The organism is Bifidobacterium pullorum DSM 20433, from assembly GCF_000771405.1.
GTDB classification, from domain to species: Bacteria; Actinomycetota; Actinomycetes; order Actinomycetales; family Bifidobacteriaceae; genus Bifidobacterium; species Bifidobacterium pullorum.
Genome location: NZ_JDUI01000003.1, coordinates 44,644 through 60,897, shown reverse-complemented (window position 1 = coordinate 60,897; position 16,254 = coordinate 44,644). Strand labels below are relative to the sequence as shown.

Below are 16,254 nucleotides of genomic sequence, written 5' to 3'. Positions count from 1 at the left end.
AGGGGTGCGGGTTTTCGGTTTCGGTGTGGGGCACGGAATCCGAGAACCCACGCGTTCCTCATGCAGCGCGGGAGTAGAGGGCACCGCGCCCATGAATAACCTGATGATTATAACCCCATCCCCGCGACACGCCGTGTTGCGGGGATCGGTCGCCGGTGTCGTCGGGTGGCGTGCCGCCATACGGATTCCGGTCCCGCCACGACATAAGTGGCTACGGCATGCGGAGCGTCGCGACCGTGGCCAGGTGATCGGTACCGGGGACGATGAAGGTCTCGATGCGGCCGGCTGTGATACCGCCGCTCAGCAGCACGTGATCGAGTTCGATGCGCGGCCAGACGATCCATGAGGGGAACGACACCGACGGCTTGCGCGTGGCGCTCATGCTGGCGTCTCGGAATCCGGACGCCAGCAGCCTGCGGAAACTCGGATGGTCGATGCCGCAGTTAAGGTCGCCCAGCACCACGACGGCGTCGCCGGGGGCCGCCGCGCTCTGATGTCGGCGTACCAGCCGGCCCAGTCCGATGATGCCCTGCGACCAGGCGCGGCAACCCCGCATCGGGGACTTGGTGTGTGCCGAGGCGAACGCGACGGTGGCGTCCGCGGCGGGCGTGGCGACGACCATCGGAACGTCGGCGGCGGGGATCTCGACGGAGGATGATTCGGAGGAGACGGGCGTAAGTCGTGTCCACAGGCCGTTGAATCCGCCGTTGTCGGTGGGACGGTCTTCGCCGAGCTGACGGTGGGGGAGGGTCTCGCGGATACCCGCATCGTCGAGGGCGGTGACGAGTCCCTGCGTGAGTTCCTGCAGAGCGAGGATATCGACGTGACGATCGCGCACCGCGTCGGCGATCGTGCGCGCATCCGCGCGACCGTACCGGCAGTTGAGCGTCATCACGGTGAGGGTGCGGTCTGTTTCACGCGCCGTTTCACGCAATGTTCCACGCGCTGTTTCACGATGATGATGCAGTCGATACAGCGGCACCCGCAGCAGGACGACGATGGCGAGGACCGCGGCGATGCCGGCGAGCCACCAGTCGCCGACTGCAATGGCGGCGACGGCGAGTATGAGCGCCGGAATCCACAGAAACGGAATCAGCGCAATCAGATACGGCAGCGGCAGATGCCCCTCCGCGCCGGCGGGCAGGAACCGCAGCGCCCACCACAGCACGGTAATCGCCAGCACGATGCCAATCGCAACACCCACAGCAAATCCTTTTCCGCTATACGCAACAGATGAACGAAATGTCCCGCAATCCAAGGCGGACTGCGGGACATGAACAATCGGATCGATCAGCGGCCGAACAGACCACCCAAACCGGCGCCGAGATTCGGCGGCACATCCGGGGCGCCGTTCTCGCCGAGCATCTCCTGCAGACCGGCCGGCAGCGCCGGATTCTGCGGCTTCTTGGCGAACGCCGAACCGCCGCCCTTGCCGGCCAGACGGTCGCGCAAGGCCTTCTCCTCGGCCTCGCGCTTCATCGGATTGCCCGACTTGGAACCCTTCTTCTTGCCGCCCTTCTTGCCTTTCTTACCGCCCATCGCAGGACCGCCGAAACCGGGGATGCCGCCCATGCCGGCCTTGTTCGACATGCGCTTCATCATCTTGGCGGCCTGCTCGAAACGCTGCAGCAGCGCGTTGACCTGCGAGACCGTCACGCCGGAACCATAGGCGATACGGGCGCGGCGCGAACCGTCGATGATCTTCGGGTTGCGCCGCTCCGCCGGCGTCATCGAACGGATGATCGCCTCGGTGCGGTCGATCTCGCGCTCGTCGAACTGCTCCAACGCCTGGCGATGCTGTGCCATGCCCGGAATCATGCCGAGCAGGCTCTTCATCGACCCCAGCTTGCGCACCTGCTGCAGCTGCTCGAGGAAGTCGTCCAGACCGAACTCGCCCTCGGCCATCTTCTGGGCGGCCTTGCGGGCCTCCTCCTCGTCGAACTGCTTCTGCGCCTGCTCGATCAGGGTCAGGATATCGCCCATATCCAGGATGCGCGAGGCCATACGGTCCGGGTGGAAGACCTCGAAATCCTTCAATCCCTCGCCGGTCGAGGCGAACAGGATCGGCTTGCCGGTCACGCTCGCCACGGACAGCGCGGCACCGCCACGGGCGTCGCCATCCAGCTTGGAGAGCACCACGCCGGTGAAGTCCACGCCCTCGTCGAAGGCCTTGGCGGTGCGCACCGCATCCTGGCCGATCATCGCGTCGATGACGAACAGGATCTCATCGGGCTGCACGGCATCGCGGATGTCGCGCGCCTGCTGCATCAGCACCTCGTCCACACCCAAGCGGCCGGCAGTATCGATGATCACCGTGTCATACAGCTTCTGCTTGGCCAGCGCAATCGAATCACGGGCCACCTTCACCGGGTCGCCGGTGGTCATGCCCGGGGCGGAGACCTCGTCGCCGCCGTCCGACTGCACGCCCTTCTCCGGCGCGTACACCGGCACGCCGGCGCGCTCGCCTACTACCTGCAGCTGCGTCACCGCGTTCGGACGCTGCAGATCGGCCGCCACCAGCAGCGGCGTATGACCGGCATCCTTGAGCCAATAGCCGAGCTTGCCGGCGAGCGTGGTCTTACCGGCACCCTGCAGGCCGGCGAGCATGATGATCGTCGGCGGATTCTTGGCGAAGTTTAGCGGACGGTCCACACCCTGGCCGAGCACGCCGGTCAGCTCGTCATAGACGATCTTGACGACCTGCTGGGCCGGGTTGAGCGCCTCGGAGACCTCGGTGCCGAGCGCGCGCTCGCGGATGCGGCCGGTGAAGGAGCGCACCACCTCGAGCGCCACGTCGGCGTCGAGCAGGGCGCGGCGGATCTCGCGGATCGTGCCGTCGATATCCGCCTCGGAAAGCTTGCCTTTGCTCTTCAGATGCTTGAAGGCATTCGAGAGCCTGTCTGTCAAAGAACTAAACGCTGCCATAATGTCCCCCAGTCTAGCCGTGCGTAGGGAGAAGCGGCGCGCGGCGTCCAACTGGCCCATGTGCGGCAGGATTACAGGCATACTGCGTTAAAAGGGTCAGATGCCCGGCCCAAACTGTGCCCAATGATGCAGGATCATGGTGCATATGCGTCAGATGGTTCAGTTGGCTGGCCCTAACTGTGCCATTTGGCGCAGGACCATGGTGTTGCTGCACCGGATGGGCCGTCAGCCCACGGCATAATCCGGGCGTGTTGCGTTTGGTACAATGGGAAGGCACATTTTTCAGGAAAATCCCTGGACACCCCTATCGCAGACATGCCAAGCGCGCGGCCACGGGCGGCGCGACGCCTGACTGCCATGCAATATGGAAGGACCATCGATGCAGCATAAGCAAATCGAACGCAAAGCCCTCGGCGTGGGCATCGTCATCAACATCCTCATGGTCATCGCCGGCGCGATCGTGTTTTTCATGACCGGCCTGAAGGCCATGTTCCTCGACACCACCTTCACCGTGATCTCCGTGGTCTCGGGCCTGGTGGCAACCTATCTCTCCTCGCGCACCGTGCGCACCACCGAACGGTTCCCCAATGGCATGTTCGCCCTGGAACCGATCTACGCGATCTGCAAGGCGATCTTCACCCTTTCGCTGCTCGTGTTCTCGTTCCTTGATGTGGCGCAGGTGGCCTGGGACTACTTCGTGCTCGGCGTGGGGGAGCGCGCGACCTTCGGCCCCGTGGTGATCTACCAGATTCTGACCGTGGCCACCTGCTTCGGCCTGCTCATGTACTACCGCCGCCAGAACGCCCGCATCGGCGATTCGAGCATGATGCTGCGCGCGGAGGCGCAGAGCACCCTGGTGGACGGCATGATCTCGTTCGGCATCGGCGTGGCCGCGGTGGTGCTGGTGCTGCTGCCGGCCGGTGGGCCGCTTGATTTCCTGCACTACACCGGCGATTTCTTCATCACCACGGCGATTGTGATCCTGGCCGTCAGGGAGCCGGTCGAGGTGTTGCGCGACGCGTTCGTGGAACTCGTCGGCGGCGTGCACGACGATGATGAGACCAACGCCTTCGTGGAGGCGGCCGCACAGCGTCATCTGCCGGCCAACACCGAATACGAGCGGACGATGATCTTCAAGACCGGCATGAACTACACGGTGGACGTGTATCTCGCCGGCACCGGCGAATCGATCGACGTGACCGATCTGGTCGAATGCAAGCGGTCCCTGGAACGGGAACTGAAGCGCAGACTGCACATCGTGGATGTCGATTTCGTGTTCGACTGAGAGGGATGCGCCGAGCATCGTCCCGCAGCCTGTCGGCGGTCGAGACACGGATGGTCCCGCGCCGGGCGGCAACGACGGATCGGCGGTCGGCGGCTCCCTTCCCGCAGGGGAGCCGCCGCGCTATTTGAGACTCCAGGTGGAGCCCTGCGGGGTGTCCTCGATGATGATGCCGGCCTCGCCCAACGCGTCGCGGATCGCGTCCGCGGTGGCGAAGTCGCGGGCCTTGCGCGCCTCGGCACGGCGAGCCAGCTGTCCCGAGACCAGCGTGTCGAGTGCGGCATGCTCGGGCGATTCGCCGCTGTCGGCTGCACCCGTCGCGCCGCCGTTGACCCACGGTTCGGCCAGCGGGTCGAGACCGAGCGTGTCCAGCATCGCCCGCACCGCAACCAGCACGCGGCGCAGCATCGCCTTCGCGTCGTCGGCTGTCGTGGTCGCGGCATCCCCGATGCCGACGCCCCAAGCGGCCACGACAACGGCGGGCAGATCGGCGTAGCGGCCGGTGTTCACCGCCTCGACCAACGTGTTGCCTTCGCGGATCGCGGTGAAGATCGCGGCGGCGGCACCGGAGACGTTGAAATCGTCGTTCATCGCGGCAACGAATGCGGTGGGCAGGTCGTCGGCGCCCATCGCCTCGATCTCGTCGCGCGCCGGTTGCCCGCCGACCGCCGCGGCGGCTCGTTCGATGAAGTTCGTCACGCGTTCGTATGCGGCGGCGGCCTCCGCCAGCGTCTGATCCGACCATTCCAACATGGACCGGTACTGCACCGAGCCCAGCGCGTAGCGCACCACCCAAGCCGAGTGTTCGGCGAGCACCGCGGGCACGGACAGGCCGTTGCCCAGCGACTTGGACATCTTCTCGCCCTTGGCCGTGACCCAGGCCGAATGCATCCAGTGGCGCGCGAACCCCCATCCGGCGGCGCGCGACTGCGCCATCTCGTTCTCATGGTGTGGGAAACGCAGGTCCAGCCCGCCGCCGTGGATGTCGAACTCGTCACCCAGATAGCGGTGGCTCATCGCCGAGCATTCCAGATGCCAGCCGGGGCGGCCCACGCCGAACGGCGTCGACCAGCGGGCGGTCGGCGGATCGGTCGGCTTCGGACGCTTCCACAGTGCGAAGTCGCGCGGATCATGCTTGTCGGGGGAGGCGTCGGCGGGGTCGACCGGATTGTATTTGTCGTCGCCCGCGTTGTCGACGCTCGGGCCCATACGGTCGGCCACGGCGGCGGCCTCGTCGGCCACGGTCTGCTTCTGGTGGGTCAGCTCGCCGTAATGCGGCCAGCTGGGCACGTCGAAATACACGTCGCCGGTCGGGTCGCCCGCTTCGTCGAGCACCATGTAGCCGTGACCGTTGTCCAGGATGCGCCGGATCAGGTCGATCATGTCGAGCATATGGCCGGTGGCGCGCGGCTCATAGGTGGGCGGCAGCACGCCCAGCGCGTCGTAGGCTTCGGTGAACTCGCGCTCGTAGATGTAGGCGCGCTCCCACCACTGTTGGCCGGCGGCCGCGGCCTTGTCCAGGATCTTGTCGTCGATGTCGGTCACATTGCGCACGAACGTGACCCGGTACCCGAGGCGCAGCAGCCAGCGGCGCACCACGTCGAACGCCACGGCCGCGCGGATGTGGCCGATATGCGGCGAACTCTGCACGGTCGCGCCGCACACGTAGACGCCCACATGCCCGGGGCGGACCGGGACGAACGGTTCGACCGCGTGCGAGGCGGTGTCGTACAGCTTGAGGTTCGCGGCGGCCTCGGACAGCGGGCGGACGGCCGGGTCATCGTTCGTGTCGACGGCGAGATTCGTGGTGTCGGTCATGGTTCGAGCGTATTCGCTTTGCCAGACAAGGCATGCCGCTTCAAACCGCGCTTTTCGGGCGTCTTTGGTTCGATGCGGCGTGCCTTTCTACCGTGCCGGTGCAACAATGGAGGCTATGACGTCACCGCAAGTGCTTATTCTGCAGCACGTCCCGTGGGAGAAACCGGGGCGGATTCTGGCGAATCTTGAGGATCTGGGGTTGGAGACGCTCTCGCTCAACGTGGCCAAGAAGAAGAAACCGGACATGCCGGACTTCGACGAACTGGCCGGCGTGGTGATCATGGGCGGGCCGATGGGTGCCGCCGACTACGACCAATACCCGGGGCTGAAAGCGGAGGCCAAGCTGGCCAAGGCCGCGATCAGCGTGGGCAAGCCGGTGCTGGGCATCTGCCTGGGGCATCAGATCATCGCCACGGCGTTGGGGGCCAAACTGTGCAAGGGGGACGGTCCGGAGATCGGCGTGGGGCCGATCAAACGCGTGGACAAACACGATTACTTTGCGATGTGGGGCAAGCAGCTGGATGTGCTGCACTGGCACCGCGACACGGTGGGTCTGCCCGACGGCGCGCAGCTGCTGGCTCGTTCCCCGCAGACCAAGGTGCAGGCGTTCCGGTTCGGTTCGGCGCTGGGATTGCAGTTCCACCTGGAGGTGAGCGCCGCCATGCTGGAGGAGTGGCTGGAGGAGCCTTCGATGGTCAAGGAGCTCAAGGCCGCCGGCGGTTCGAAGTCCAAGCTGCGCGAGGCCTTCGCCGAGGCCAACGCGCAGATCCAGCCGCTGGCCGAGCAGGTGTTCTCCAGCTTCGCCGCCCGCTGCAGCACCTACGCCAAGACCCTGGGCTAACCGTCCCTTCCCCATCCCGGGTCCTTTTCCCGTCCCGGGTCCATCCGGCGCGTCTCCCGCCACGCCCGGATTCTCCGGACTCTGACATATTCGTGACTCTGACACAATTCAAGAACCTTGTAAAATCAACGATTTTGGAGATGGATCACGGTCACGATGCATCAGAGTCCGGAGAATCCGGGCGTGGCGGGGCGGGTGGTAGATTAAGGGATTATGCCGATTTACGATATTGGGTTGGAACAGGTGTCGCTTGCGTTCGCGACCAAGACGATCTTCACCGACGTGACGCAGGGCGTGTTCGAGGGCGACCGCATCGGCATCGTCGGCCGTAACGGCGACGGCAAATCCACGCTGCTGCACCTGTTCAACGGCACGCAGGAGCCCGACGCGGGCCGCGTGACCAAGCGCGGGGGGCTGAGCTTCGGCATGCTCGACCAGCGTGACCCGCTCGACGACAACGCCACCGTCCGCCAGGCCGCACTGGAGGGACGCGAAGACTACGAGTGGGCGTCGGAGACGCGCTCGCGTGAGATCGTGGAGGCGCTGCTCGGCGGCATCAGCCTGGACGCGCGCATCGGCTCACTGTCCGGCGGCCAGCGCCGCCGCGCCGATCTTGCCCGCCTGCTGCTCAAGGATTGGGACATCCTGGCGCTCGACGAGCCGACCAACCATCTGGACGTCGTCACAATCCACTGGTTGGCCGAACACCTGAAAACCCGCTGGGGCAAGGGGCAGGGCGCGTTGCTGCTGGTGACGCACGACCGTTGGTTCCTGGACGAGGTGTGCGAGTCGATGTGGGAGGTGCACGACGGTACGATCGACCCGTTCGAGGGCGGTTACAGCGCGTACATGCTGCAGCGCGTGGAACGCGACCGGCAGGCCGACGTGCGCGAGGCCCGCCGCCGCAACCTGGCGCGCAAGGAGCTGGCGTGGCTGAGCCGCGGCGCCCGTGCACGCTCCACCAAGCAGAAGTTCCACGTCAAGCAGGCACGCGAGCTGATCGCCGACGTGCCGCCGTTGCGCAACACGCTGGAGCTGAAGCAGATGGCGACCTCCCGCCTGGGCAAGCAGGTGGTGGACCTGATCGACGTGACGCAGGTGTTCGCCGCCGAGAACGGTGTGACCGTGGACGGCACGCCGCGTCCCGACGCGGTCCGCCCGGTATACGTTCCCGATGACGATGCGGTCGACGCCAATGGTGCTGGCGGCGACGTCGCGGCGTCCGCCCGGAGCGCGGGGGCGTTGGCCGCAATCGACCCGGATGTGTCCGAGATGGCGGCGTCCGTGTCCCGTGTGGACGTGGTGCGTCCGATGTATGCGGAGCCGCAGGCGTACGGTGCCGTGGAATTGGCCGTCGACGACCTGTCCGCCGACCCGCGCCTGCGCGATGCCGGCGTCGCCTTTGCCCCGACTGCCGTTCCCGACCCTTCCGCAGCGGAACCCGACACCTCGAAGGCGGCGGGGGAGCGGTCCTCTGCCCATTCCGCTCCTTCCGGAGCAGGGACCGCTGCTCAGGACGCGGACGGAGAGACGACGCTCCCTGCGACCTCCGCGGCGCACAGGGTCTCCGTCACCGGCCGCAAGGTGCTGGACGACGTGACCTGGCTGATCGGCCCCGGCGACCGTTTCGGCATCGTCGGCGCGAACGGCGCCGGCAAGTCCACGCTGCTCAAGATCCTCGACGGGTCGATCACCCCGACCGCCGGCCATGTGAACATCGGCAAGACGGTTCGTTTCGCGGTGCTCTCGCAGCGGCTGGACGAGCTGGAGGCGCTCGGCAAGTACAAGGTCAAGGAGGTGCTGAGCCGGTACAAGCCCAGCTACATCGTGGACGGCAAGGAGGTGACCCCGGGGCAGCTGATGGAACGGCTCGGCTTCGAGGCCGCGCAGCTGATGACCCCGATCCGCGACCTGTCCGGCGGGCAGAAGCGCCGCATGCAGCTGCTGCTGATCCTGCTCGATGAGCCGAATGTGCTGATCATGGACGAGCCGGGCAACGATCTGGATACCGATATGCTGGCCGTGATGGAGGATCTGCTCGACACCTGGCCGGGCACGCTGATCGTGGTCAGCCATGATCGCTACCTGCTGGAGCGCGTGACCGACCAGCAGTTCGCGCTGATCGGCGGCAAGATCCGCCATCTGCCGGGCGGCGTGGACGATTATCTGGCGATGACCGAGGCGATCAAGGCCGGTCGCGACCCGTTCGGCGGCGACGCCGCGCCCGTGCGGAAGAAGGGGGCTGCGCCGGCCGCGGGCGATACGACCGGCATCGTGGCCGACGCCGCTGCGTCGGAAGATGGGACACCGTCCGAAAATGATGGGGTCGCTGGGGCTGCGACGGTTGCGACGACGCCGAAGCTGACGGGCAAGGCGTTCCATGAGGCATCCAAGCGCGTCTCCCAAATCGAGCGGAAGCTGGCCAAGCTGGAGGAGGAGAAATCTGAGCTTGAGGCGGCGATGGCCGCTCATGATCCGAGCGACTACGCCGGTCTCAACGAGATGAACGTGCGTTTGCAGGCCATCGCCGAGGAGACCGAACCCCTCGAAGCCGAATGGATGGAGCTCTCCGAACAGTTGGAGTAGCGGTCACCGCTCCCACGGATTGAACAGTTTGACGCCGGTGTGCTCGAAATCCTTGACGTTGCGGGTGACCAGCGTGGCGTCGCACGCCAGTGCGATGGCGGCGATCATCACATCCTGAGTGGTGACGGGTCGTCCTGCGGCGCGGCGTTGGGCGTGGACGGCAGCGTAATATGGTGCCGCAGCGGCGTCAAACGGCAAGGTGCGGGGAAGATAGAGGCTGATGAACCGCTGCACGGAGTCGCCAAGCCGTCGTTTCCGCGCTCCCTCGGGCAGCAGGGCTATGCCCGTCAGCAATTCGGCCGTAGTGACGGATGTCGTGTAGACCTCATTCATCGGAACATGGATGAACCAATCGATGACACGGCGGTCGGCGTGGTTCTTTCTGAGAATCTCACTGATGACATCGGTATTGAGGATGATCATCGTCATCACCCCAAATCGATCGGACGGGCGTCGTCGGTGCGCGGAGGCGCGAGCTCCTCGCCGGGCTGAAGGGATTCGTCGCCAAGCAGGTCCCACATCTCCTGCACCAAGTCGGAGTTGGACATGATGTCATGCGCCAGCACGCCTGCGGTGAAATCCTCGATCAGCGAACGCGCCTGGGCTTCCGCCGAACGGTTGTTCTTCTTGGCGATGCGCTTGAAATCCTCGACGACTTTGTCATCAAGCTTGCGAATGGTCAGTGTCGCCATGATATACCCCCTAATAATGAATTCGTAACGACAGCACAATGATAGCATCATCTTCCGTTGTCGTACAGTGCGTGTCCTCGTTCCGGAAGGAGGGGGGCGGGGATCGATACATCCTGCGTGACCTCATATGCGATTAGTTGCGGATCCGCAACTAATCGCATAGTGCGAACCATGCATGACTGGCCGACCAGTCAGGACAGGTCACACGCGAAACCGGAAGAGTTCTTGACGAAACGGGAATCCCGCTGTCACGGTGCGCTTACTTTTTCTCGGGAGAGTGAAAAATCCCCGGGAGAGAGAAAAAAGAAAGGGGTGGCACGGTGTGCCACCCCTAGGATGTGTCGATGGTGCAGCGCTCCTGCAACGCGCGCGCAGCACCGCTGCGATATGCTGCGCGAACTCAGCGGCCCTTGATCTCGGAGCCGATCACCTTCTCGCTCAGCGCCTTCGGGCCGCGGGTCAGCGCCACGGAGCCCGAACGCACGATCTCGATGATGCCGTAGTCCTCGAGCAGCGCCAGCATCGAATCCAGCTTCGCGCCGGCGCCGGTGGCCTCGATGACCAGCGATTCGGGATGCATATCGACCACGCGCACGCGGAAGGTCTGCACGATCTCCAGCACGTCGGACCGGGTCTTGGCGTCGGCCGCCACCTTGACGAGCACGAGCTCGCGGTTCACGGTGTTCTCATCGTCCAGATCCACGATCTTCAGCACGTGGAGCAGCTTGTTGAGCTGCTTGATGATCTGCTCAAGCGGCACGTCCTCCACGTCCGCGGTCACCGTGATGCGCGAGATGTCCGGACGCTCGGTGGGGGAGACGGACAGCGAGTTGATGTTGAACGCACGACGTGCGAACAGGCCGGCGATGCGGGACAGCACGCCCGGGCGGTTCTCGACGAGCACCGACAGCGTGTGGCGCTGCGATGTGGGCCGTGATGCGGGATACAAAGCCATGATTATCGCTCCTCTTGCCTGAAATTCCGTCAGTTCTCGGTGTCCGCGGCGTCCGCGTCCTCGTCCGGATCCGCATCCGCGTTATGTCCCTTGAGCGGCTGGATGCCGGGCATGTATACCACGTTGTTGTTGGACTCGCCGGCGGCGACCATCGGCCACACCATTGCGTCCTTCCACACGCGGAAGTCGATGAGCACCGGACGGTCGTTGATCTCGTTCGCCTTCTTGATGCACTCCACGGCCTGTTCCTTGGTGAACGCGCGCATGCCGACGCAGCCGTACGCCTCCGCCAGCTTGACGAAGTCCGGCACATCGAAGAACTCGCCCGCCGGCTGTTCGCCGTTCGGATAGTTCTCGGCCTTGCCCTCGCCGTCATGCAGGTTCGTGGCCGAATAGTGGTGGTCGTAGAACAGCGTCTGCCACTGGCGCACCATGCCGAGCGAGGAGTTGTTCAGGATCGCGATCTTGACCGGGGCATGCTCCAGGAACGCGGCCGTCATCTCCTCACTGGTCATCTGGAAGCTGCCGTCGCCGTCGATCAGCCACACCGGCTTGGTCTTGTCGAAGAAGCGCTGCGCGCCAATCGAGGCGCCGATGGCGGCCGGCAGGCCGAAGCCCATCGTGCCCAGACCGGACGAGGACAGCCATGAGTGCGCGTTCTCGAAGTCCAGGAACTGCGAGGCCCACATCTGATGCTGGCCTACGTCGGTGACCCAGATCGTGGACGGATCGGCGTACTTGCCGAGCTGCTGCACCACCCACTGCGGGGCGAGCGTGCCATCGGTCGGCTCCTCGTACGTCATCGGATACTTGTTGCGCCAGCGGTCGATCGCGGCCCACCACGGCTTCAGGTCCGGCTTGCCGTGCTCGGCCTGCAGCTTCTCGATTTCCGGAATCAGGTCGTCCAGCACCGTGGCCACGTCGCCGACGATCGGCACGTCCGCCAGACGGTTCTTGCTGATCTCGGCCGGATCGATGTCGATGTGGATGACGCGCGCGGTCGGCGCGAACGCATCGAGCTTGCCGGTCACGCGGTCGTCGAAGCGGGCGCCGATGGCGACGAGCAGGTCGGAACGCTGGATGGCGCCGGTGGCGGCGATGGTGCCGTGCATGCCCGGCATGCCCAGGTTCTGCGGATGCGAGTCGGGGATGATGCCGCGCGCCGGCAGGGTGGTGACCACGGGCGCGCCGGTGAGCTCGGCCAGCTTCTCGATCTGCTTGCGGGCGTCGGAACGCACCGCGCCGCCGCCGACGTATAGCACCGGGCGGTACGAGCGCTCGAACAGACGGGCGGCGTCGGCCAGCACGCGTCCATGCGCCTTCATCGTCGGGTTATAGCCGGGCAGAATCATGCGCTGCGGCCACGAGTAGTACATCTCGCCGACCTGCGCGGTCTTCGTCAGATCGACCAGCACCGGGCCGGGGCGGCCGGAGTTGGCGATGTAGTAGGCCTCGGTGAGCACGCGCGGGATGTCCTGCGCGTTGGTCACCAGATACGAATGCTTGACCACCGGGTAGGTGGCGCCCACGATGTCGGCCTCCTGGAAGGCGTCGGTGCCGATCGAATCGGTGCCGACCTGACCGGTGATGACCACCATCGGCACGGAGTCCATGTTCGCGTCGGCGATCGGCGTCAACATATTGGTCGCGCCGGGGCCGGAGGTCACGATGCACACGCCCACACGGCCGGTCGCCACGGCGTAGCCCTCGGCGGCATGGCCGGCGGCCTGCTCATGGCGCATCAGCAGGAAACGGAACTTCGAGTCGTCCTTGATCGCATGGTAGACGGGTAGAATCGCGCCGCCCGGGATGCCGAACACATCCTGGACCCCCAGATCCTCCAGAGAACGGACCAGCGCTTCGGCGCCGGTCATCTTCTCGCCGTCTGCAATGGTCTGTTTGTCGGTGCCGGCAGCGGCCTTGGGCACGCTGCTGAACGCCTGCAGAGGTGTCGGTAGTACCATGGTTCCTCTCTCAATCGTCGTGTGTCCGGGTCAGGTCGCGTACCACGGGCGCATCGGTGGGCGCCGCGGGCGCGACACTGCGCCGAAGGCGTCCGCCGCTGATGGCGGCATGGCAATGGCGCATACTGCTCATCATCGTAGTAGCAAAACGCGGGACGTGGCTATTCGCGCCCACATACTGGCGTACTGCCGGAATCCAGCGCGTGCCAGGCGGCTTCGGCGGCGGCCAGCTGGGCCTTGCGCTTGCTGGAACCGGTGCCGGTGCCGATCACCGTATCCGAGTCGCCGAGCATGGCGCGGGCGGTAAACACCTGCGCGTATTCGGGACCGGAGACCTCCATGCGGTACCGTGGCTCGTCAAGGCCCAGCTCGTGCGCCTTGACCACCAGCGAGGTCTTCCAATCCAGGGCGGGTCCCTCGGTGGCCACCTCGTGCAGCGTGTCGTCGATGAGCCGGTGCACCACCTCACGCGCCGTGTCGATGCCGTGCTCCACGAACGTGGCGCCGATCAGCGCCTCCACGATGTCGCACAGGATCGAGCTCTTGTCGGCGCCGCCGTCATCGGTCTCGCCGCGTCCGAGCAGGATGCACGAGCCGGCATGCAGCTTGGTCCGGGCGATGGCGGAGAGCGACTCCTCGGAGACCGCCTTGGCGCGCATCTTGGCGAGTTGGCCCTCGGTCATGTCCGGGTGCGCGGCGAACAGGGTCTCCGTGACGACCAGCTCGAGCACCGCATCGCCGAGGAACTCCAGCCGTTCGTAGTTGGGTGTACCGGGATGCTCGTGCGAGAAGGATCGGTGGGTGAGCGCCTCCACCAGCAGATCGGGGGTTATGGTGGCGCCGAGCGCCGCCAGCAGCTCGTCGGCGGCCGCCGGCAGTGACGCCGGTGTGGCTTCGCCCTGTTGCGCGGTGATGGTTTCGCCCGATCGGGTGCCGTGATGATGACTCATATCTTCGCTTTCGTACGTATCGTTCGCCGGCGCCTGTCGGCGGGAGCGGCGACGTCCCCTGTTGCTCGACGTTCCATTGTAGTCCGATGCGTCGGCGAGGCCCGGATATGAAGGAACCCTGCCACCCGTCGATGGCAGGGTTCCGGAATGCCTGTGGGTTCAGCGGCTCACTTGGTGTGGGCCGGCTGGATGGCGCTGCGGTAGGTGCGGCCGCGGAACGAACCGCAGCTCGGGCAGGCCATGTGAGGCAGGGTCGGGGCGCCGCAGTTCGCGCAGGTCACGGTCTGCGCGGCGGTCGCCTTCCAATTCGCGCGGCGCGAATGCGTGTTGGCGCGCGAGGTCTTGTACTTAGGCAGTGCCATTGTTGTTTCCTCTGTTTCGTTCGAACAGTTGAGCTTAAGCGTTCAGTATCCTAACGCAACCGCGGTACAAAAGCCAAGCCGGCGCGCTCAGCGCCCGGTCTGCTCCGCCTCGAGCTGCGCTTTGAGCTGTTCGAGCGCGGCGAAACGGATGTCGGTCACGTCATGGTGATGATCGGGGTCCTCGTTGAGGTCCGCGCCGCACTGGGGGCACAATCCCAAACAGTCCTCGCGGCACAGCGGCTGCAGCGGCAGGGCTTCGACGAGCGTGTCGCGCAGCAGCGATTCCATGTCGGCGAAGGCGCCGTCGGGGCTCAGCGGATAGACGTCCTCGGACTCATCCTCGCCGGCGATGATCTCGACGTCGTCCTTGCCGTGGCCGGTACGGCGGTCGTCACGGCATGCACCGGAATCGTACGGGAAGAACGCGGTGACGGGCACGGTCCAGTCGGGGTCGATCGGTTTGAGGCACCGTGTGCATTCGGCGGTGACGGGGGCCTCGAGACGGCCGGTGAACACCAGGCCGTCCACGATCGAATCGAAGGATCCGACCACGCGGATGTCGGCGCCCTCCCTGACTCCGACGACGCTGTCCCCGATGCCGGCGGGGGCGGGGAATACGGTGTCGATCGGCTTGCTCTGGCCCGGACGGGACGCGACCTGCGCCACCGAGACGGCCCACACGGAATCTTCCGGACGTGGCATGGGTTCACTCCTTCATGGTGCTGCTATCGGATTCGGCCATCTGCTGCATCGCCGCCTGCTGGCGTTCGTGGAGCACGGTCAGACCGGCTTTGACGTCGTGTTCGAGTTTGGCGAGCTGCTGCTGCAGGCCATCCATCACCGTGATGCAGTACTGGTCCGCGCCCTGGGTCAGATGGTCGGCCTTGGCCTGCGCCTGATCGACGATATCACGGGCCTTCTGCCGTGCGAGCGTGGTGACGTTCTCCTGTCCGGCCAGGAACTGCGCTTGTTCCTCGGCCTCGTGCACGGTGTCCGCCGCGCGGCTCTGCGCCGCGGAGATGATGGCGTTGGCCTGGGTCTGCGCGTTCTCGAGCCGGCGTTCGGCCTCGCGCATCAGCGCCGACGCGCGTTCGAGCTGCACCGGCAGCATCTTCTTGAGCGTGGCGAGCCGTTCCGCGAACTCGTCGCGGTCCACCTTGATGACTCCGGGGGCGAACAGCGTCCCCTTCGCCTGGTCGATCGACTGCTCCATCTGATCGATCACGTCGTAGACCGTGGTGAATTCCTCGCGGCTGCGCGTTTCGTCCGCCATGGCCTCCTCCTGCCGCAGATCGGGCATCGGCGGGAACAACGGTTGGACCTGCGGCGTGACCTCATGCTCGTCGGTCGCGTCGTTCATCGTGGCTTCATCGGTCATCATCGACTCTTTTCCTGGTTGAGCGCCTCCACCAGCATCGGGACCACGCAATCCGGCACCATGCCGGTCACGTCGCCGCCGTGCCGTGCGACGTCTTTGACGATGGAACTGGAGATGTGTTCCAGGACGGGGTCCGCGGGCAGGAACAACGTCTCGACGCCCGACAGCTTGCGGTTGACGAGCGCCATGCCGAGTTCGGCCTCGTAGTCACCGTTCTGTCGGAGCCCCTTGACGATGACGGTGGCGCCGACCCGCTTGCAGTAATCGGTGATCAGGCCTTCGGTGGAGGCCACCTTGACGTCGGAGAAACCATCCTTGTCGAGGGCCCGGCGAATCACATCCACGCGGGTGGCGGCCGGGAACATCGGCCGCTTCGCCGAATTCACGGCGACGACCACATGCACTTCGTCGAAGAACCTGGCGCATCGTTCGATGACGTCCAGGTGACCGGCGGTGACGGGGTCGTACGATCCGGGGCATACTGCGATAGTCATGCCTTAA

General features: G+C 65.5%; 15 protein-coding genes. 3 read left to right on the top strand and 12 right to left on the bottom strand.

The features are described 5' to 3' along the window. Nucleotides 1-211: 211 nt before the first annotated feature. Together OU11_RS02720 and ffh are read right to left on the bottom strand one after the other, a co-directional pair. Nucleotides 212-1,204: an endonuclease/exonuclease/phosphatase family protein gene (locus tag OU11_RS02720; protein WP_033514374.1), complete on the bottom strand. Its 993-nt coding sequence runs from the start codon at nucleotides 1,202-1,204 to the stop codon at nucleotides 212-214. A gap of 86 nt (nucleotides 1,205-1,290) precedes the next feature. Beyond that, nucleotides 1,291-2,925 (bottom strand): signal recognition particle protein, encoded by a 1,635-nt coding sequence (gene ffh, locus OU11_RS02715; protein WP_033514373.1) that lies wholly within the window; start codon nucleotides 2,923-2,925, stop codon nucleotides 1,291-1,293. Between the two features lie 379 nt (nucleotides 2,926-3,304). On the opposite strand from ffh, the gene OU11_RS02710 reads away from it, so the two are divergent. Further along, on the top strand, nucleotides 3,305-4,210 hold the full coding sequence (locus OU11_RS02710; RefSeq protein WP_033514372.1) for a cation transporter: 906 nt from the start codon (nucleotides 3,305-3,307) through the stop codon (nucleotides 4,208-4,210). Between the two features lie 120 nt (nucleotides 4,211-4,330). On the opposite strand, the gene cysS is transcribed toward OU11_RS02710, so the two are convergent. Continuing rightward, the gene (cysS, locus tag OU11_RS02705) at nucleotides 4,331-5,968 is read right to left on the bottom strand and encodes a cysteine--tRNA ligase (RefSeq protein WP_373869294.1); all 1,638 of its coding nucleotides are present in this window, start codon (nucleotides 5,966-5,968) and stop codon (nucleotides 4,331-4,333) included. A gap of 172 nt (nucleotides 5,969-6,140) precedes the next feature. Between cysS and OU11_RS02700 the strand changes: the two genes are divergently transcribed. Together OU11_RS02700 and OU11_RS02695 are read left to right on the top strand one after the other, a co-directional pair. Beyond that, nucleotides 6,141-6,866 (top strand): type 1 glutamine amidotransferase, encoded by a 726-nt coding sequence (locus OU11_RS02700; RefSeq protein WP_033514370.1) that lies wholly within the window; start codon nucleotides 6,141-6,143, stop codon nucleotides 6,864-6,866. 213 nt (nucleotides 6,867-7,079) lie between these two features. Then, nucleotides 7,080-9,452: an ABC-F family ATP-binding cassette domain-containing protein gene (locus OU11_RS02695; protein WP_033514369.1), complete on the top strand. Its 2,373-nt coding sequence runs from the start codon at nucleotides 7,080-7,082 to the stop codon at nucleotides 9,450-9,452. A gap of 3 nt (nucleotides 9,453-9,455) precedes the next feature. On the opposite strand, the gene OU11_RS02690 is transcribed toward OU11_RS02695, so the two are convergent. The 9 genes from OU11_RS02690 to coaD all read right to left on the bottom strand — a co-directional run bounded on the left by OU11_RS02690 (nucleotide 9,456) and on the right by coaD (nucleotide 16,247). Then, entirely contained in the window at nucleotides 9,456-9,881 is a 426-nt protein-coding gene (locus OU11_RS02690; protein WP_206538218.1) for a type II toxin-antitoxin system VapC family toxin, read from the bottom strand. After that, the gene (locus OU11_RS02685; protein WP_033514368.1) at nucleotides 9,881-10,144 is read right to left on the bottom strand and encodes a FitA-like ribbon-helix-helix domain-containing protein; all 264 of its coding nucleotides are present in this window, start codon (nucleotides 10,142-10,144) and stop codon (nucleotides 9,881-9,883) included. The genes OU11_RS02690 and OU11_RS02685 overlap by 1 nt, the downstream gene beginning before the upstream one ends. Nucleotides 10,145-10,544: 400 nt before the next feature. After that, nucleotides 10,545-11,099, bottom strand: a complete 555-nt coding sequence (gene ilvN, locus OU11_RS02680; protein ID WP_033505388.1) for an acetolactate synthase small subunit — start codon at nucleotides 11,097-11,099, stop codon at nucleotides 10,545-10,547. A 29-nt stretch (nucleotides 11,100-11,128) separates the two neighbouring features. Beyond that, nucleotides 11,129-13,063: an acetolactate synthase large subunit gene (locus OU11_RS02675; RefSeq protein WP_033514367.1), complete on the bottom strand. Its 1,935-nt coding sequence runs from the start codon at nucleotides 13,061-13,063 to the stop codon at nucleotides 11,129-11,131. Between the two features lie 161 nt (nucleotides 13,064-13,224). Next, nucleotides 13,225-14,013: a ribonuclease III gene (rnc, locus tag OU11_RS02670; protein ID WP_081963406.1), complete on the bottom strand. Its 789-nt coding sequence runs from the start codon at nucleotides 14,011-14,013 to the stop codon at nucleotides 13,225-13,227. Between the two features lie 167 nt (nucleotides 14,014-14,180). Further along, on the bottom strand, nucleotides 14,181-14,375 hold the full coding sequence (gene rpmF / locus OU11_RS02665) for a 50S ribosomal protein L32 (protein ID WP_033505387.1): 195 nt from the start codon (nucleotides 14,373-14,375) through the stop codon (nucleotides 14,181-14,183). Between the two features lie 87 nt (nucleotides 14,376-14,462). Beyond that, a complete protein-coding gene (locus OU11_RS02660; RefSeq protein WP_033514366.1) occupies nucleotides 14,463-15,077 on the bottom strand; it encodes a YceD family protein in 615 nt (204 codons plus the stop codon). A 4-nt stretch (nucleotides 15,078-15,081) separates the two neighbouring features. Then, complete coding sequence (locus tag OU11_RS02655; protein ID WP_373869291.1) at nucleotides 15,082-15,804, bottom strand: ATP synthase subunit B family protein; 723 nt, start codon at nucleotides 15,802-15,804, stop codon at nucleotides 15,082-15,084. Next, nucleotides 15,753-16,247, bottom strand: coding sequence for a pantetheine-phosphate adenylyltransferase (gene coaD / locus OU11_RS02650; protein WP_033514365.1), 495 nt, complete (start codon nucleotides 16,245-16,247; stop codon nucleotides 15,753-15,755). Before coaD ends, OU11_RS02655 begins: the two co-directional genes overlap by 52 nt. Nucleotides 16,248-16,254: the final 7 nt, after the last annotated feature.